Annotated in this window: 19 protein-coding genes and 1 other RNA gene (1 of these 20 running past the window's edge); 5 read left to right on the top strand and 15 right to left on the bottom strand. The window is 42.6% G+C overall.

The window, feature by feature from the left end; translation table 11 throughout:
• The 12 genes from SWOL_RS00220 to SWOL_RS00170 all read right to left on the bottom strand — a co-directional run.
• Window positions 1–755: the 5' portion of a thiamine pyrophosphate-dependent enzyme gene (locus SWOL_RS00220; RefSeq protein ID WP_011639507.1), read on the bottom strand. The gene continues 1 nt to the left of window position 1, outside the view; only the first 755 of its 756 coding nucleotides appear in the window; it begins with the start codon at window positions 753–755; only part of the stop codon is in view: it crosses the left edge, with 2 bases visible at window positions 1–2.
• A 20-nt stretch (window positions 756–775) separates the two neighbouring features.
• A complete protein-coding gene (locus SWOL_RS00215) occupies window positions 776–1,864 on the bottom strand; it encodes a keto/oxoacid ferredoxin oxidoreductase subunit alpha (RefSeq protein WP_011639506.1) in 1,089 nt (362 codons plus the stop codon).
• Between the two features lie 78 nt (window positions 1,865–1,942).
• Complete coding sequence (locus SWOL_RS00210) at window positions 1,943–2,587, bottom strand: hypothetical protein (RefSeq protein ID WP_155814086.1); 645 nt, start codon at window positions 2,585–2,587, stop codon at window positions 1,943–1,945.
• 617 nt (window positions 2,588–3,204) lie between these two features.
• A complete protein-coding gene (locus SWOL_RS00205; RefSeq protein WP_011639504.1) occupies window positions 3,205–3,471 on the bottom strand; it encodes a pro-sigmaK processing inhibitor BofA family protein in 267 nt (88 codons plus the stop codon).
• Between the two features lie 42 nt (window positions 3,472–3,513).
• Window positions 3,514–3,783: a DUF2508 family protein gene (locus SWOL_RS00200; RefSeq protein WP_011639503.1), complete on the bottom strand. Its 270-nt coding sequence runs from the start codon at window positions 3,781–3,783 to the stop codon at window positions 3,514–3,516.
• Between the two features lie 70 nt (window positions 3,784–3,853).
• Window positions 3,854–4,447 (bottom strand): recombination mediator RecR, encoded by a 594-nt coding sequence (recR, locus tag SWOL_RS00195; protein ID WP_011639502.1) that lies wholly within the window; start codon window positions 4,445–4,447, stop codon window positions 3,854–3,856.
• Between the two features lie 37 nt (window positions 4,448–4,484).
• The gene (locus tag SWOL_RS00190) at window positions 4,485–4,811 is read right to left on the bottom strand and encodes a YbaB/EbfC family nucleoid-associated protein (protein WP_041427226.1); all 327 of its coding nucleotides are present in this window, start codon (window positions 4,809–4,811) and stop codon (window positions 4,485–4,487) included.
• Between the two features lie 14 nt (window positions 4,812–4,825).
• Window positions 4,826–6,325, bottom strand: a complete 1,500-nt coding sequence (gene dnaX, locus SWOL_RS00185) for a DNA polymerase III subunit gamma/tau (RefSeq protein ID WP_011639500.1) — start codon at window positions 6,323–6,325, stop codon at window positions 4,826–4,828.
• 146 nt (window positions 6,326–6,471) lie between these two features.
• Window positions 6,472–6,737, bottom strand: an RNA gene (ffs, locus tag SWOL_RS13860) — signal recognition particle sRNA large type.
• A 320-nt stretch (window positions 6,738–7,057) separates the two neighbouring features.
• Window positions 7,058–7,894 (bottom strand): XdhC family protein, encoded by an 837-nt coding sequence (locus tag SWOL_RS00180; RefSeq protein WP_011639499.1) that lies wholly within the window; start codon window positions 7,892–7,894, stop codon window positions 7,058–7,060.
• A gap of 32 nt (window positions 7,895–7,926) precedes the next feature.
• Window positions 7,927–9,129 (bottom strand): THUMP domain-containing class I SAM-dependent RNA methyltransferase, encoded by a 1,203-nt coding sequence (locus tag SWOL_RS00175; RefSeq protein ID WP_011639498.1) that lies wholly within the window; start codon window positions 9,127–9,129, stop codon window positions 7,927–7,929.
• A gap of 91 nt (window positions 9,130–9,220) precedes the next feature.
• Window positions 9,221–10,570: an ATP-binding protein gene (locus SWOL_RS00170; RefSeq protein WP_011639497.1), complete on the bottom strand. Its 1,350-nt coding sequence runs from the start codon at window positions 10,568–10,570 to the stop codon at window positions 9,221–9,223.
• Window positions 10,571–10,889: 319 nt separating this feature from the next.
• On the opposite strand from SWOL_RS00170, the gene SWOL_RS00165 reads away from it, so the two are divergent.
• The 5 genes from SWOL_RS00165 (at window position 10,890) to SWOL_RS00145 (ending at window position 15,400) form a co-directional block, all read left to right on the top strand.
• Window positions 10,890–11,495, top strand: a complete 606-nt coding sequence (locus SWOL_RS00165; RefSeq protein ID WP_011639496.1) for a TetR/AcrR family transcriptional regulator — start codon at window positions 10,890–10,892, stop codon at window positions 11,493–11,495.
• Window positions 11,496–11,581: 86 nt separating this feature from the next.
• A complete protein-coding gene (locus SWOL_RS00160; protein ID WP_011639495.1) occupies window positions 11,582–12,010 on the top strand; it encodes a PaaI family thioesterase in 429 nt (142 codons plus the stop codon).
• A 105-nt stretch (window positions 12,011–12,115) separates the two neighbouring features.
• Complete coding sequence (gene istA, locus SWOL_RS00155; RefSeq protein ID WP_423218532.1) at window positions 12,116–13,612, top strand: IS21 family transposase; 1,497 nt, start codon at window positions 12,116–12,118, stop codon at window positions 13,610–13,612.
• Window positions 13,609–14,331, top strand: a complete 723-nt coding sequence (istB, locus tag SWOL_RS00150) for an IS21-like element helper ATPase IstB (protein WP_011639493.1) — start codon at window positions 13,609–13,611, stop codon at window positions 14,329–14,331. Before istA ends, istB begins: the two co-directional genes overlap by 4 nt.
• A 220-nt stretch (window positions 14,332–14,551) precedes the next feature.
• On the top strand, window positions 14,552–15,400 hold the full coding sequence (locus tag SWOL_RS00145; protein WP_011639492.1) for a flavodoxin family protein: 849 nt from the start codon (window positions 14,552–14,554) through the stop codon (window positions 15,398–15,400).
• Between the two features lie 132 nt (window positions 15,401–15,532).
• Here SWOL_RS00145 and SWOL_RS00140 read toward each other — a convergent pair whose 3' ends face one another.
• The 3 genes from SWOL_RS00140 to SWOL_RS00130 are packed head-to-tail and all read right to left on the bottom strand — an operon-like array spanning window position 15,533 to window position 18,292.
• Window positions 15,533–16,978 (bottom strand): DNA methyltransferase, encoded by a 1,446-nt coding sequence (locus tag SWOL_RS00140; protein ID WP_011639491.1) that lies wholly within the window; start codon window positions 16,976–16,978, stop codon window positions 15,533–15,535.
• Between the two features lie 15 nt (window positions 16,979–16,993).
• Entirely contained in the window at window positions 16,994–17,704 is a 711-nt protein-coding gene (locus SWOL_RS00135; RefSeq protein ID WP_207635306.1) for a hypothetical protein, read from the bottom strand.
• Between the two features lie 30 nt (window positions 17,705–17,734).
• A complete protein-coding gene (locus tag SWOL_RS00130) occupies window positions 17,735–18,292 on the bottom strand; it encodes a hypothetical protein (protein ID WP_011639489.1) in 558 nt (185 codons plus the stop codon).
• Between the last annotated feature and the right edge of the window lies 1 nt (window position 18,293).

The following is an 18,293-nucleotide window of genomic DNA, read 5'->3' as shown; positions in this document are numbered from 1 at the left end:
TATTTATCCCCCTTTCCAAACGGGGTTTTTATTTCCCCAATGGGGAAATACTGCTCCATTTCATCCTCCAAGAAGTGCCAGGTCTGCTGGGCATTGGTTCTCCAGTTGGTAGGACAGGTAGAAAGAACCTCTACAAAGGAGAATCCGTTTCCTTCCATCTGGTTTCTCAGTGCATTTCTTAAGAAGCGGCGCAATTGCTTATATTTGGAAACAGTAGCCCGGGCCACATAAGCGCTATCAGGAGTTAGTTCAGCAATAAACTCCGGTCCCCGGGTGGGGTATCCCGTTAAATCTACATCGCGACCAAACGGACTGGTTTCTGTTTTCTGTCCAGGCAAGGTGGTAGGGGCCATCTGTCCGCCGGTCATGCCGTAATTAGTATTGTTTACCAGGATAAGGGTTACTTTTTCATTGCGAACAGCCGAATTCAGCAGGTGCTGCGAACCTATGGAATATCCTCCCCCATCGCCCATATATCCTATAGTTATCAACTCCGGACGGGAGCGTTTTATTCCTACCATAACCGGGGTGGTTCTGCCGTGATGGGTTTGGGTGCTATCACAGGCAAAAAAGTTCCAGGACAAAAGCGAACAGCCGATGTCACAGCCGAAAACCACCTGGTCTTGTATTTCTAATTCATCTATGGTTTCACCCAGGGCCTTCAAGACAATCCCATGCCCACAGCCGGGACAAAATTTGTGGGGTTTTGAAGGCAGATACCAGGACTTAGGTATTGCTGGTGCTATCATTCCCATTTATGCTTGGCCTCCTTCTCCTACATGATGCTTTTTACTTTATTTATAATGTCATAATCTATTATTCCTACTCCGGGCATAAAGAGGTTTTCAATAGCCACGGTTTCTCCATAGATTTCCTGTTTGGTAAGTCTATCTAATTGTCCGTAAGCTGATTCAGCTATTAAAAGCTTTCGAGCCGGCTTACGGTTAATGGCTTCACGCAATTGCTTCTGGGGGAAGGGTCTTAAAGTAATCGGCCGGAAATAGCCGGCTTTTATGCCCTGGGCTCTTAGGATCTTAACCGCATCGTCCGCCGCCCGGGAAACTACTCCATGGGAAAGAATAATAATCTCGGCATCTTCGCATTCTTTTTCTTCGTATTCGACCAATTCCGGGGTGATTGCTTCATACTCGGCGGCGAATTTCAACACCACTTCATACAGTTCCTCTTCCAGGCTGTAAATATTGCAGAGGTGCTGGGGTTCCCGGTCTTCTCCAATTTTCCCCTGCAGTCCTACTAATGGATAGGTTTTAACCATTTCTATCCCGCGATCTTCCGGGTTATACATCTCCAGGGGTTCACGCATCTTAGCCTGGTAACCATCTCCTAGCAAGAAGGTAGGAAAGCGGTATTTCCAAGCAGTATTAAATCCTTTTATGGTATAGTCGTAAATTTCCTGGTGTGTGGCGGTTGAATATACGATACGGTGCCCTTCGCCATTTCCACCATAAGTAGTCAATGTTACTTCCTGCTGTGAATAAACCACGGTACCGGAAGAAGGACCTCCTCGCTGTTGGATTACAGCAAAGAGCGGAAGACGCATAGCTTCAGCCATGCCAAAGGGCTCTTGCATCAAAACATTACCTGGTCCTGCTGTCGCGGTAAAAGCTTTTTTGCCGCTTTGGACGGCTCCGCACACTGTAAAACCGGCGGATAGTTCATCTTCCGTCTGCAGGAAGCCTTTCCCATACTCAGGGGCCAGACGGGTCCAATAGTGCATTACTTCGTTTTGCGGGGTAATGGGGTATCCAAACATAATCTCCGCCCCGGCCGCCAGGGCAGCCCAGGCAACGGCTTCGTTTCCAGTAATAAATGCTTTTTTTCCTGCTTCAAAAATTTTGGGCATTTATTAAAGACACCTCCTGTTCAATTAAAGCTGATTGCAAAAAGGTATATCTATTAGCTTGAATGGAGTTATCGTTCTTTACCATATTGCAGTCGGCATAAACCTTTTTATGTATTTTACTGGTATCTCCCAGTTTTTTTCCCCGGAATCTTTTAGTTTTTCGTCCAACACCTGATATGCTATCGGGATTCCCAGTTCAGCAGCAACTATAAATATCTCCTGGTTTCCTGTTTTTGTTAAATCTATAGTGCTTTCATCCCCCATGTGGGTATTGGCTACGATAGCATCAACCCGACCCAAGTTTTTAATATAACTTTTTATTCTTTCCCGGTTGCCTGTCATGGGACGGGAGTAGTTTATAACGGCCATGACTTTAAGTTCCGGAGATTCATTTGCTCCTTCTACCAGGTTGAGGGTCTGGGCACCAAATACGCCGTAACCCACATCCAGGATGATATCTCCTTCCTGTTTCAGCGCCCATCGGGCTGCCGGGTTGAGCATTGCTCCTGTTTCACCCAGTCCAAAGGATTGAGCTCGAGTAAAAGCCAGCACTTTAAGCCCTTTTTTCTCCAGCTCGTTTTTAAGTGTTCTTAAGGTATAAAATGGTTCAACCGTATCCAAATCAACCAGGGTTACCTCCCGGCCCTGTTTTTTTAATTCGAGGGCTCTATTGATGGCCACTTCGCTTTTGCCACTGGCATATTCGCCCACATATGCTTCCACGATTCTGGCCGTGTTTTGCTGCGTGAAAAAAAACACCTCCTGATAAAAAGAGAATAGGGTGGGCAAAGTGTTTAATTAAGTATAAGATATTGATGAATTATGCGTCAATATTAATCTTTTTACGGCTAAATGTTACTCATATTTAACGATAATGCTTTATGCAATCCTCTGCGATAAAACGGGGTTTTTGCAGTGGAATCGTTAGATTCATAAGTTTGACTCTGCTGCAAAAACCCTTTTTGCATAAAGGTTGTATAAATATACAAAGCCTGATTCGGAACAACACGGGGGTCGTTCCCTACACACCCTTCGGTCGCTTTTAATGTAGCTAAACAGTATATTTATGCACGCTAATGCATATTTATAACTTTTTGCAGTGACATCAAGTTTAAGCAGTATATCATTTAAATTGTATTTTCCCCTTCTGTTTAAAATATTATTTGAAAAATAAAAGGCCGATTTTCGGCCTTTAAAAATTACTTTATCTTTTTAAGCATCGCAAGAAACTGCGGAGCAGTTCAACACAGCGCTGCAACGAGGTGGGGGGATTAGAACTCGCCGCCTGTATTCTGATTGAAGCCCGGTTGCTTAAAGAAGCGGTAACATACTTCGGCTCGTTATCTTACCAGGAGCTGGAAGCATATTAGGAGGATGATTCCAGGCAAGCCCAGGAAACCCGCAATGAGTACCGTAATGATGTTAACCGGTAGATCAAATTGAAAATAGGCCCCGATGTAATTGGAGATTAGCAATAAAACCAGGCCCATCAGCGAGTTGATGGCCAGTTTCCATAATAGCTTCACTGGTTTGAAAAGAACTTGCAGTATTATGTATAATATCGCCAGGAAAAAGAGGGCCGCTATAATTACATTAACCCACTCCATATTTTCACCTCTCTTAAAGGGTTATCTTTAAGGGGCTTTTCATTAGCTTTCCAGAGACTCCTCAGCTTTCCCCTGCTCTTTCATAATTTTTAGCAGGTAGTTATAGCGCTTTTCTGCTGCCTGTAGATTTAATATAGCATAGTCTATCATTTCCTCATCTTCCACCCGAGCAAAGAGGTTTTCTGCTTCCTGTACTTCTCTATGGGCATCTTGGAGCATGTCCTCTAGAGAGACCTCCTTTTTACTCTCGTCATCTTCTTTGAGAACCAAATAATTACAGGCCCAATCCCAGATAGTTGCGCAGATTTTCACTAAAAAAGCCCCCTGAACTATAACAGATACTTGTCTAAAGCATCATATGCCGGGGGCCTGTCTTTTATGTTTACAATTCTTTGCGCCCTTCCAAGGCTCGCCGCAGGGTTATCTCATCAGCGAATTCGATATCTCCCCCTACCGGTAAACCGTGAGCCAGGCGGGTTACTTTTACCCCAAAGCTACCGGCAACAGTCGCCAGGAAGCGGGACATTACCTCTCCATCCATGTCCGGGTTCAATGCCAGTACTACTTCTTTAATCTCCCCGGTAGCCAATCTATCTTCCAGGGGTTTTAGATTCAAATCTTCCAGGCCTTTGTCCTCCATAAGATTAAAATCCTTATTTAAGACAAAGTACTGTCCTCTAAAGCCCGTACGCTCAATAGCAATAACATCGCTGCTCTCTTCCCCTATACAAATTAGTGATTTATCCCGGCTTTCATCCGAACAGATTAGACAGGGGTCAAAATCTGTAAGGTAACCGCAACGGCTACAGGGAAAGACTTTTTGCCGACAGTCAACAATAGCCTGGGCCAGCTGCCGGGCTTCCATTTCGGGTAGCTTGAGAATATAGAGAGCTAACCTTTGGGCTGTCTTGGGCCCAATGCCGGGGAGCTTCAAAAGCTGGTCGATAAGATTTTCCAAGGGCCGAGCCAATCTCATGGTTGAACCTCCTGCATGCTATTTGGGCTGATATATCCTATAGTCCGGGGATATTAAATCCCCCGGTTATTTTTGCCATTTCGCTGGAAACCATCTCCTGCGATTTACGAATCCCTTCGTTTACCGCTGCCAGGACCAGGTCTTCCAGCATCTCCAGGTCATCCGGGTCTACTGCCTCGGGTTTTATTTGAATGGATACTAATTCTTGCTTGCCATTAACTTTGACCGTAACTACGCCACCCCCGGATGAAGCCTCTATTTCTCTTTCGCGCAATTCCTCCTGCATTTTTACTATCTTTTCCTGCACCTGCTTGGCCTGTTTAATCATTTTGTTCATGGAGCCGCCACCTGGGTTAAACTTCATTATTTTTATCCTCCTTAATCCTTAATCTCCACCAGTTCTTCTCCAAAAAATTCTAGCGCCTTCTTTACAATAATATCATTATACTGGTCATCGTCCAGAAAAATAAACTGGCTTTCTATATCCCGGCCCATTATTTCTTTAAGCGCCTGACCCAGGATTTCCCGGTTGCCTCTCTCTTCCATACGTTCTTTGTGGAACTTATACCCCTTTTTATAAGCGATATACACCGTATCATCCTTTATTCCCAGCAGCTTTCCCTGTACTAACAGGGCATGGGTGGGAATCTTTTTTTCTTTTACCGCTGCCAGTATTTTGTTCCAGAGAGCATCCTGGGCTTCGTTTGAAGAAGCTTTTGCTCGCGGGTCTGCTTTTTTCTTGGGCTTTTTCTCCTCCAAAAACGATGGTTGAGCACTTTTTTCTTCACTAAATAAAGTTGCTATCTCCATAAAGGCTATTTCCAGCAAGTATTTTTGCCCTTCGCTAAACCTTAGTTTATCTGCGGTATCCATCATTATACGCAGGGCCCGCAGCAGATTCTGCATGTTGATTTGGCTTTTTTGTTGTTCAAAAAAAGCCTGGCTTTCTTCACCTGCCACTACTAAATCGGCTTCTTTCCCTGCTACGAGATAGAGAAGAAAATCCCGCAGGAACATAGACGCTTCCCGCGCCAACTGCTGAGCCTCCTTGCCCTGGCTGAAGGCCGTCCCCAGTATTCCGATTATTGATGGCGTATCCTGGGAAAGTACGGCAGCAATAAGTTGGGCCATGAACGCATCGTCTACCAGTCCCATTACTTCAAGGACATCTTGCTTACTTATGCTATTATTACCCTTGTAGGAATAGATTTGATCCAGCATACTCAAGGCATCTCTCATGCCACCGTTGGCACGGCGAGCTAATAAGAGCAGTGCTTCCGGTTCCAGTATTATTCCATCATTGGCGGCAACATCGCTCAACCTTTCCGTAATCTCGGCCGTAGTTAACCTCCGAAAATTATATACCTGGCAGCGGGAACGAATGGTAGCAGGTATCTTGTGGGATTCAGTGGTGGCCAAAATAAAAATAACTGCGTCTGGTGGTTCTTCGATAGTTTTTAGCAAAGCATTAAAGGCTTCCGTAGTCAGCATATGAACTTCATCTATAATGTAAACTTTGTTTTTCCCTTGAGCCGGCAATACCCGCACTTTCTCCCGCAAATCGCGAATCTCATCTATCCCCCGGTTAGAAGCCGCATCGATCTCGATTACATCCATAAAGTTGCCATTATTAATATCCTGACAGGAGGAACACTGGTTGCAGGGTTCACCCTCGGACAGGTTCTCACAATTAACCGCTTTGGCTATTATTTTAGCAATACTGGTCTTCCCTGTTCCCCGGGGCCCCGAAAAAAGGTAAGCATGGCTTAGCTTTCCCTCACGAACAGCGTTTCTGAGCGCGGTTACAGTTTTCTCCTGTCCTACCACCTCGGCAAAACGCCGTGGTCTCCAGGCCCGGTATAATGCCAGATAAGCCACCGACTCATCCCTCCTCATTGCCTAGCTTCTATCATAGTTTCTATTTATAGCTTCTATATAATAGTTTTTCTCTTTTGAAACCCTTTTCCCTGCACCAGCATAAAACAAAAAGACAGGTTTTAAACCTGCCCTTTATAAATATTAAGCCGTGCACCTGGCCTCGAGAATACCTTCCGAGCGTTACTGGAGTAGTTTGCTCCATCCAGGCTTCCCTTCGTCACATGAGATTTACTTCTTAGTGCTGCTTCCTTCCGGACCTGACACGGTTCAAAGGTTCTCATTGCGAAGGACCCAAACTTCAACGCCACTTTTTCCAGCCGGACCTCACAAGATAGACCCTCGGCTCAGGAATTCGACCCTGCTATAGCGGGTTGCAGGTTACAGGGCACCGCTACCTCCCCATCTAGCACGGCAAATCTTAACTTGATAAAATGCAAAAAGCCGACTGCTTTAAGCAATGTCACTTTTTTGGACTAATCTTTACAATATTCCGAATATCAAAGCCTATATGGGGCTTTATCCGTGTTTCTACGAAAATAACATGCTAAAGAAAACAAAACCCTTCCGTAAAGGGAGGGCGTAAATTATTAAACACTTTACCTAAACGGAATTATAGCATGAAATATTACTCCAGGCAAACAATTCATAGTCCAGGGAAACATCCAAATACCGGCAGTCTTTACGGCTCTTAGCTCATAAAACCAGATATATCCTTCAGTTCCGCTCTCGGTATCAAAAAAGCTCATCCCGTTCTACTTTCCCCGTTATCTCACTTTGCAGGATGCGAAACCCCCCGGCACGTCCATATTTAATCGCCTGCATCTCCGCCACTACCGCCAGCGCTATTTCAGCCGCTCTTTCTCCCCCTATATCAATACCCACCGGCACATGAACCCGGCTTATTAATTCCTCGGCAATATTTAATTCATTTAACTTACTAAAATAAGCGGTTACCTTGTGTTTATTGCCCATAATGCCAATATACCTGGCTGGAGAATGGATTACCGTCAGCAAGGCCGCTTCATCAAATTCATGATGGTAACTTAGCAGAACGATACTGGTGTTTTCGTCAATATTATAGGCTTTGAGCAACTCAACAATATCTCCCAGCAGCAGTTCCTTGGCCTCGGGAAATCTTTCCCGGCTAAGCGTTTCTGCCCTATTGTCAATGACAGTTATGCTGTAGCCCACAATAGAGGCAATTCTATAAACATTTAAAGCCACATTACCCGAGCCTACTATTATCAACTGGTCGCGATGACAAAAAGCATTTATGAAGACCTCGGTCATACCCTCTTCCGAAGGGAGAATCACTCTACGGGAAATCCCTTCATTTATACAAATCTGGGCTTCTCTTTGGGCATTTTCCTGCAACAAGCTGTCCCCAATGCCATCGCCAATTATATAGCCAAAACGGTCTACCAGCATCATCTCCCCTGCTCGGCAACCCCTCGGGCTATTGGAAGATATTACGGTAACCAGCGCTATGTTTTCTTTGCGTTCCTGCTTCTCCGCCAAAATACGCATAAGTTCTGACTGCACTTCATCACCTTCCCGTTTTTTTACCATCTTACGAATAATTTAGCCATATGGAATATTCGCTAAATAAGTCCTTTCCCCTGCCCAGCTTTATCAAAATCATTTTCAAGCATCTCCGCTTCATGCTTACGCCGGGGTGGTTTAGGACCAAAGAACTGGTAGAAATGGGTCTCTATCCGACCGTTATAAAGTTTCCTTCTCTTATCCGCGCGGCGTCCAAATACATGTTCAAAATCTTTATGCGCAGTTAGTATATAGAAAGACCAGGTTTCCAGGTTCTTTTTAAAAACACTGGCCATATCCCGGTACAGCTTTTCCACCGAAGGCAGGTCTTCCAGCCGTTGACCGTAAGGAGGATTGCATATTAGAAATCCATACTTTTCCCGGGTTTGAAGCTGGTTTACCGGCATCTGCTGGAAATGAATATGCTTCTCCAACCCGGCCTGGCGAGCATGATAGCGGGCCAGGCTCAGAACCTCCTTATTTATATCGGTCCCCCGAATCTTCAAGGTCAAATCCCGCTTAAGCAGGTCATTGGCTTCACTTCTAGCATCAAGCCAATGTTTTTGGGGAATTACCGGCCATTTCTCCGCTGCAAATTCTCGCTTAAGACCTGGTGCCTGGTTTAAAGCTATCATCGCCGCTTCAATGGGGATGGTGCCGGAACCACAGAAGGGGTCGAACATCAGCCGGTCCGGGTGCCAGCGACTTAAGTCTATCATGGCTGCGGCCAGGGTTTCTTTGAGCGGGGCTGCGCTGGACAGCTGGCGATAGCCGCGCTTGTGCAGTCCCGCCCCACTGCTATCCAGAGTCAGGGTGGCTATGTCTTTAAGCAAGGCTACTTCTATCGTATAACGAGGCCCGCTTTCCTCAAACCATTCCTGGTGATAACGGCCCTTCAAGCTCTCCACCACGGCCTTTTTGACAATCGCCTGGCAATCGGGCACACTGAACAACTTGGAGCGGATGGACTTTCCCTGCACCGGGAAGTTGGCATTGGCCGGCAGCCAATCGGACCAGGGTAATTCGCGGGTCTGATCAAAAAGCTCAGTAAAAGAACGGGCCGGGAATTCTCCCATCTTGACCAGCACCCGGTCAGCACTGCGCAACCAGAGATTGGCCCGGCAAATATCCGCCAGGGAGGCCAGAAAGGTAACCCGGGCATTTTCCACCTTCACCTCGTCAAAACCCAGTTTGCGCACTTCCCGGGCTACAATAGCTTCCAGCCCAAAAGTAGCGGTAGCAATAAGTTCAATTTTATCCATCTCAAAACTCCGTTCAATTTCATTTTCTAAACGAATAGTGGGGATTTCCTCCATCACAGCCTCGGGGCTCATAGCCTTACGGTAAGGGCGATCACCGGTCAACATCAATTTTTCCTTCAAAGTGTTCACAAAGAAAGTGAGCAACAGCAGTATTCATCAGCTCCACCGCATACAACGGTAGATTCAATAACCATTCTTCTTTTTTATAATCTGCCATCGAAGTACGTATAGATATTGCCGGATTGAATTTTCCCCGATAGCTTTTTAAGCTTTTTGCTTGCAGATTTACTTCTGCTTTTACTTCAATAGGGATAACCTGTCTGCCATTATCAACAATAAAATCTATCTCTGCGCTTCCGCGATCATTTGTCCAGTAATAAATCCCGATGTCTTTCAGCGTTTTAAGCTGCTGCAATACATATTGCTCAGTCAAAGAACCTTTGAATTCCTTGAATAGTTCATTACCATCAAGAAGAGTGTCCTGCTTCAAGCGAAGCATACAAGAAAGCAAACCCACATCCACTAAAAATAGTTTGAAAGCTTTTAATTCCTCATAGGCTTTCAGTGGCAGAAGGGGCTTCGTTACTCTATGTACCTTATGAACTAGACCGCAATCATTTAGCCATAGCAGGGCAAGTTCATATTCCTTTGCTCTAGCTCCTTCCCTGATTAAACCATATATAAATTTCTTATTCTCTTTAGTTAGTTGCGCAGGAATGCTGTTCCATAACATCCGTATTCTCGGCACAACTTCATTGGGCGCGTGCTTGGAAAAATCCTGCTCATAGGCATCCAAAATTCGCTGCTGAATCTCCCGTACCTCGTTAAAATCCTTGTTTTCCGCAAAGTTTTGAACCACTTCCGGCATCCCGCCAACATAGTAATAGAACTTCAAAAGATCGAAAAAGCTTGTCTTAAAAGTTGTCACCATATTAAAATCACCCTTATGCAGCAAATCAACAAATTGCTCTTTGCCCATTGCCAGCATAAATTCAGTGAAGGATAAAGGATATAAGTCTAAGAATTCCACCTTCCCAACCGGAAAAGATGTACCCTGACGCAGTGCGACACCGAGCATTGAACCAGCACAGATAATTTGATATTGAGGTGTATTCTCATTAAAATATTTTAACGCGGTCAAAGCTTTGGGGACTTCTTGTATTTCATCAAAAATAAGAACTGTGCTTTGGGGATTTATTTTTTGTCCAGCATAAAGTTCCAATCCGGTAATAATGCGCTCTACATCGAAGTTCACTGTAAATAAATCTTGCATTCGCTGATTGTTGTCAAAGCTGACATAGACGCTGCTTTCGTAGGCTGCGTTAGCGAATTCTTTCATCAGCCATGTTTTACCTACCTGCCTGGCACCACGAATGATTAAAGGCTTTTTGTTCTTTTTTGCTTTCCATGTATAAAGCTGTTCTATCGCTAGACGATACACGAGCATCCACCTCGCACATTATTTACAGGCGCATTATATCATTTAATTACAAAAAGTACAACCACTTTTAGTGATCATGGCGCTTTATCTTACCATGTTTTGCAGTCGCTGTTAAGGTTGTTGCGCCTGATTCGAAACAACACGGGGGTCGTTCCCCACATACCCTTCGGTCGCTTTTAAGGGAATTGAGCGGTATATTTATACAAGCCAATGAATATTAATAACTTTTTGCAGTGGAGTCACAGTACTAATTTATTTACATTTGAGGCAATATATTATAAGATTAGAAATGAACGAATGCTCGCTCGGAGGGAACAAAATGCCAATTCCACTAGAAAAGCAAAATAAAGAAAGACGACAGAAGATATTAACATGTTCTTTAGATTTATTCATTGAAAAGGGCTACTACAATACATCAATCCGCGATATTATCGCTCTGTCAGAAGTTGGAACAGGTACTTTTTATAATTATTTTGTTGACAAGGAAGATATTTTAAAAAACCTTCTTGAGGACTTTGCCAAACAAATTATCTCGAGTATAAGCGAGTACTATTTGGTAGAAAAGGACTTGTATGAGCGATTTATCGAGACTAAGCGATTAACCATGGAGGTTTTTGCTCAAAATGAAACCTTGTCGGAGATATATAGTCGAGTTGCTGGATCAAGTGCTCCTATTGATCAATGTTTAAAACAATTCGAGGATAGGCTGCTAGAGTTTTACTCAAGAAATATTGAATACGGTATTAAAAAAGGTGTATTTAAAAATGTCCCGGTCTCCCCTATCGCACACTCCATATTAGCCATTGAAAAATTCTCGTTATACAAATGGGTAGTTCTCAAGGCTATAACAAAAGAGGAAATGATAGAAATGGTCCTCTCTTTCCACAAAACATTGGCTGTTGGGTTATTAGTCGTCAACGATTAAATTATCCCAAGTATCTTCTAAGGTATATTTGTTTGTCATTATATGAACGAGCGTACGTGCGTAATTTGCGTTAAGGAGGAGTTATTTTGCGATTGATTAATCCGGATCATATTAAAGAAGTTATTGACCTTATCAACCGGGGGCCCTACTTCCAACTGCTGTCTATGCAGATCTATGAGTTGGGTATAGGCTATTCCAAGGTTTTGGTTGATCTGGAGAGGAAACACCTTAACCCCTTTGGAGGTATTCATGGAGGCGTTTATTCCTCGCTTATCGACACTGCCGCATATTGGGCGGTTTATTGTCATGTTGAAGAAAATGCCGGTTATATTTCTATGGATGTTAGTGTAGATAATTTAGCACCGGTAAAAGAAGGCCGTCTTATCGTTGAAGGGAAATTGATAAAAGCAGGAAGAAGTATCTGTATAACCGAGGCGATGGTTAATGACAATAACGGCAGGCATTTAGCTCATGGTGTTTATGGCACAATAAAAATACAGCGAATGGCAAGTTAAAAATACAGCAGTAAATTGGAAAAAAAATCATCGCCAGCACCCCCAAAATATACTACCCTTTTTGTTGAAGAGACAAAAGGAGGTAGATAAGAAAGGATGCTAACGATGATACAACAATATCATATCAAACACTTAAACTTTCATAAAGGCAAATCCCTTAGGAGTATTGCCGAAGAGACCGGACATGATTTCAGGACTGTAAAAAAATATGCAGAGCAAACCGATTTCAATGAAATCCGAAAACCTAAAAGAGGACGACCTTCGAAGCTTGACCCGGTAAAACCGATAATTGACGCCTGGCTTAAAGAAGACCTGAACCGGCCAGTTAAACAACGGCACACTGCTCGGCGCATCTACGACCGGCTGTGTGATGAACATCAGGATATATTTAATGCTTGTGAAAGAACTGTTCGCACTTATGTATCTGCCAGAAAAAAAGAACTATACGGTGAAGAAGAAGGCTACCTTCCCCTGGAACACCCAGCAGGAGAAGCGCAGGTAGACTTCGGCGAAATCGTCATGATTGAGCAAGGCCAGAAAGTCAAAGGATATGAATTAATTCTTTCGCTGCCGTATAGTAATGCTGGGTATCCCCAGATATTTCGGGGTCAGAACCAGGAATGCCTGTTAACCGGACTAAAAGACATATTTGAATATTTAGAGCATGTTCCCCGGATAATCTGGTTTGATAATATGTCAGCGGCAGTTGCTGGTATTGGGGAAAAAGGAGAGCGGAAACTAGTAGACCAATTTTACCGCTTCGCCCTCCACTACGGCTTTAAGCCCCAATTTTGCAACCCCGGTAAAGGGCACGAAAAAGGCCATGTTGAAAACAAGGTGGGTTACAGCCGCAGGAACTACTTTGTACCCGAACCCAGTTTTAGTGATATTGAAGAATTTAACCAGGGACTTTTTGCCGTGGCTGAAAAAGACCACTGTCGGAAACATTACCGTAAAGGCCGGGTAATAAATGAGCTTCTCCAAGATGACCTTACAGCCATGCTACCCCTGCCGGCCAAACCATTTACGATCGGCCGTATGCAGAAATTATCGGCCAACAAATACGGCAAAGTCTGTGTTGATACAAACGTATATTCCGCATCACCCCAGGTGGCAAATAAAGAACTATATATGAGGCTAGGTGCCCATCAGGTGGAACTATTAAACGAACAATACCAGCCTATCGTAAAACATAAACGATTATATGGCCAGAATCAGGAACTAATGGATTGGCTGCCTTACCTAACTACACTGGCCAAACGCCCTAATGCTTTGAAATATACTGGATTTTATCGCGAACTACCTGACCCCTGGCAGGACTATTTTAATAATCTGGATTACGCGGAAAAAAAGAAGAGCCTAAATCTTTTAGTACGTATGATAACCGAAACAGATATGGATACAGCAACCATATGCTTGCTGGAGACATTAGATTCCGGCAAAGCAGATGCTGACAGTATCCTGTTAAGCTACCGCCGATTAACCGAACCAACCTTTAATGATTTTTTGCCGTTATTATCTGCCGGCATAAATTCACCGGCAATATATACTCCTGATCTGACCTGCTATGATACTTTCCTGAAAGCAGGTGAGTGCAGATGAAAGAATTGATTAAAGACTATTGCAAGCAATTACGCTGGGGGAACAGCATAGTACAGAACTATGCAGATATTAAGGCTGATACCCACGAAGAGTTTCTGGCTAAACTTTTAGAAATAGAGGTTAAGGGACGGGAATTAAACCGTAAAAACCGCTGTTTAAGACAAGCCGGTTTTGATGTAATAAAAACCTTTAATGGCTACAGTTTTGATCATATTGAGATACCGGCATCAATACCATTAGATGATTTGAAAACTGCAGCCCTCCTAAAAAACAGGGAAAACCTGATTCTATATGGCCCGGTGGGAACGGGCAAAACCCATATGGCTACCGCCATCGGTGTAGAAGCCTGTAATCAAGGAAAGAAGGTGGGATTTTATAGAACATCAACCCTGGTCAACGAGTTAAATGATGCTCAAAATGCTGGTAATCTGGGCAAAATGCTAAAGCAACTGGCGAAGCTGGATTTACTAATTTGCGATGAATGGGGTTATATTCCCCTGGATCGCCAGGGTGCGCAGCTACTCTTTCAGGTAGTAGCTGATTGCTATGAAAAACGCAGTATTATTATCACTACCAACTTAGAGTTTAGTAAATGGAATGGCATATTCTACGATGAGAAGTTAACCAGTGCGATTATTGACCGCTTAATCCACCATAGTCATCTACTGGTTTTTGGTGGACAAAGCTACAGACTTACACATTCCACGATAAGGAAATAGTGGAAACTGGGGTGCTGGATTTATTTTTTGCCGTTTGATGTATTTTATACTTGCCAAACACACATGGTAAATCCAAGCAGATGGTAACTCCTGGTCTTCAGTCAATATCACATGCTATTTCAACGATGGGACATCAGTCTCTGCCGCCAAAGTTTATTATTACAGATGACTAGGACCAGACATACAGGGCATAAATTTCAAGGAAGGATATATTTTTATCATGAAAAAAGTTCTAGGATTAGTTGTTTCCAATAGAAAATTAGGTAACAGTGAGATTTTAGTGAAAGAAATCATAAATAATATCCCGGAGGAATGCAACCGGGAACTGATTCGCCTAACTGACCTGGAGATAAAACCATGCAAGGCCTGTTATCGCTGTCTGCAGCCTAATAACGCTTGTCCAGTCCGAGACGATTTCAATTTTGTAATTGAAAAAATTAGAGAGGCGGATGCACTTATTATTGGAGTTCCAGTATATTTTCTGGGGCCACACGGCTATTATAAAATGCTGACTGATCGGCTGCTGGGGTCACAGAATTATTCCCAAGATACGCAGGGGAAACCCTGTATCATTGTAATGCCATACGGATCTGAGGGCTGGGAGGGTTATAGTAAAATTGCCTGCATGGTTATGCCGAAGCTGCTCAGAATGAAACTGGTTGATTGTTGGCAGATTCACGCTTCGCTGCCAGGAGAATCCCTATTAAACCCTGAAAACATCAGCTATGCAAGGGCTCTGGGACGGGAACTCTTCAATGGGCGTGAGTATCATGCCGAAAGCAAGGAATGTCCTATCTGTGGATCTGATCTCTTCCGACTGATTAATGAAAACCAAGTAGAATGCCCAATATGCGGCTCAAGAGGCATCCTGAAAAACAATTTTAGTCCAGATTTCTCTGATTCAGATTACCGGCGTTTTTCAGACCATGAGATGGATGAACACTTTAAGGGTTGGCTACTGGAGATGAAAGATCGTTTTTCAGCTGAAAAAAATCACTTAAAAGAGCTGCAAAAAGGCTATCGGAATCAAAATTGGTGGATAAAACCATGCCGATTAGATGAATGTTAAATAAAAGCAAGTATCCCCTAATGCTGTTTTCTGACTTTTCAAGGGGTGATAATTGCAGTAGTAAAAAACCTTTTTATCATCTATTTCTTACTATTACCTGCTATTTCGGCTACTCCAGGGCTATTCCAACCCTTATTTCTTACGGAAGTGAAGACAATATTGATGTAAGATATTACTAACCCAATGAGTTCCAACAGCAAACGGTTTTAATCCCACATCATCTTGGCACCATAGTGTAGTCCCTGCATATTCTAATAGTTTATCTTTCTGACATAGTCTGATTGTTAAGTCCCAGGCAAGACAATAAAGAATATGATTTCTTTTAACGTTCTTAACTACTATAGTAATAACTCCACCCGAATTCAACTTTTTTACCACATCGTCATATACATTCACAAGTTTATCCAAGAAATCATTGTAATCTTGTATGTTTCCTAAGTCGTTTTGGTCTTTAGAGTAGGTAAGTGGAAGATTCTTGTTCCTCCGATTTCTTTGATTCTCACTCCCTGGGTTAGTAAGCATTGACCAGTACGGCGGACTAGTTACTACATAATCAAAATAAACACCATTCAATTGGCCTATCGCATCAAGATTAGTTGCATCCCCTTGTAACATTTTAGCCTTTTGAAGAGGTTCCCCAAACAATGTAGGCTGAAGTTCGTAATTCAGGCGATTTTGTCCTATTGAAGCCCATTCCGGACTTAGTTCTACTCCTATAGCATTTCTTTCATTTCTAAGGGCAGCAATTAAGGTGCTACCAGTCCCGGCCATTGGATCAAAAACATTATCTCCAGGTTTTGTGAATAGTTTTATAAACTCTTCAACAAGAGTCTCTGGAAATTTAGCTGGGTGCAAGACTTCAATACTAGAACGTGGTGGGGATTTCGGAATTGTCCAGCTAGGTATTTCTATATTACCATTGAAAATTGATAATTCATTTGGGAAAACTTTTTTAGCCAACTCGGAATCATCTTCAGCTTGCATAAAAAGACAATATAGTATTTGGCCGGTTGCTTCTACTAATCCAACTTTTTCATCTCTTAGCCTTAGATGGTTACGTGAAGAAAAAGCTATTGACCATGGTATAGGAAACCCAGAGCCATTTGTTCTTGGCAGTTTAGACACTACACCACAATAGCGAAACGTTACCATAGATCTCCGCAAGCTATAGAATAATAAATCAGCATCATTATTTAGGAAGTCCGCAAGTTTTTCTTCGCTATCAATATTTGTTAAATCAATAAGAACAAAATCGTAATATTCTTCTTTTTGCTTAAGTATTTTTACTATTTCACCTATAGATTTAACAGATTTGTATTCAATTTGGCGTGGTTTGGGAATCATTTCTTTATTAATATCTTCAAAACCAATAATTAATGTCTGCGAAGGCCTATTATCTGGCCAAATCGCTTTAGTAAAAAAACAAACACATTCTTCAATAAGGTTTTGGTAGTCTTTAAATCTAAAGAAACTTTTTTGGAACTTCATCCAATCACGATATATAAGATCATTCATCCTATTTGGTGGCCCGGATCTCTTTTTGGTTAAGTTATTATTACTTGTTTCGGTATCTATCATTTACATATATCTCCCTCAAGTTTCTATGCAGAGTTCTTCCATTGTATGTAGGTCTTGTGCCAAAACATAAAGATTTGTCTCTTTTATCCCTCCGTTTGATCCTATATTGGGATAAACGTAACAGCAAGCTCCTCCTCCTCTACCGGTAGTTTTTAACCATCCAGCTTTAACTAAACGCGGCTTTTCTTGAATACAATCAGCAAAACCCGCTCTGGTTATTTTCTTGCGATCATCATCGGTTATTTGTTCCCACGCTTGATTGTTAAATCTACTAACCCTATCATAAGGCCATACCCACCCAGTATATTTTTTACATGCTTCCAGGAACTCCTCTTTAGTTAACCAACCAATCAGATACAAAGTGTAGTCATTAGGTAGCATTAGATTACAAAAATCGTTTCTCTCTAGGGTCATACATGCAGCGGGAATTATATTTACATTTCTTCTTACAGAGTTAAGTACCTGCTTAGTAAGTTCATTTTTTGCAATGCCAATCTCAATAGTTCCGTTAACCCAATCGTTATATTCCTCATGAGATATCTGAAAAGAAGAAATACACGAAAATGGACCCAATATTTTCGGTTTTCCTCCCTTTAACATTATAACGGTTTTTGATACTTGGTTGTCCCATTCACCAACAATAGATATGCCCATATTTGATTTACCTATAAATCCCGGTTGCCAAGTTAATTTTAAGAATATACCTTTGCCCTCTTCTTCTCTCACCAGACATAATTTACTAGAACTCATAAAAGGTTACACAACTCCATACGGATAAGCAGTCAGTATATACCCATCCCTATCGGCTTCTACATTATTCCTAAAATCAATACTAGAGGCTAAACCAAAACAATAGGCTTCCTTCTCCTGGCCAATCTGCGTGTGTGGCACCAGCATAGGGAAAAACTTTCTCCATTCTGGTCCTGCATAACCCGCATTTTTTTCTATTAAAGCTGAGGTAAATGGTTCCCTACCAGAAACATTGTAATTAGAAAAATAATTCCAAGACTTTAAATCTAATTTACTCATCTTTCCGTTTATTACAACTTGAAAATCAAACAAATCATCATCCCGATGACTTTTTCTTTGTACTTCTGCTACTACATTCCTCTCCGAAAGAGCCCGGGACAGCATTTTTTGCGCAACAATTCCTTTCGCAATATTAAGCCCTCTACCTTGTTGCCCTTTAGAACCTGTATTATAGGCCATTCGGTTGAATGTCCACGGTAAAGTAATCGAAGCATAACGAGCTCCTGCTTCTAGGTCTTCAGCTAATGGTTTTAATTCCCATATATCCTCCGCTCTAGTAAACATA

The sequence above is a fragment of the Syntrophomonas wolfei subsp. wolfei str. Goettingen G311 genome, from assembly GCF_000014725.1.
Classification (GTDB): domain Bacteria; phylum Bacillota; class Syntrophomonadia; order Syntrophomonadales; family Syntrophomonadaceae; genus Syntrophomonas; species Syntrophomonas wolfei.
Note: the sequence above shows the minus strand (reverse complement) of the source record. Positions and strands in the feature narration are given on the sequence as shown.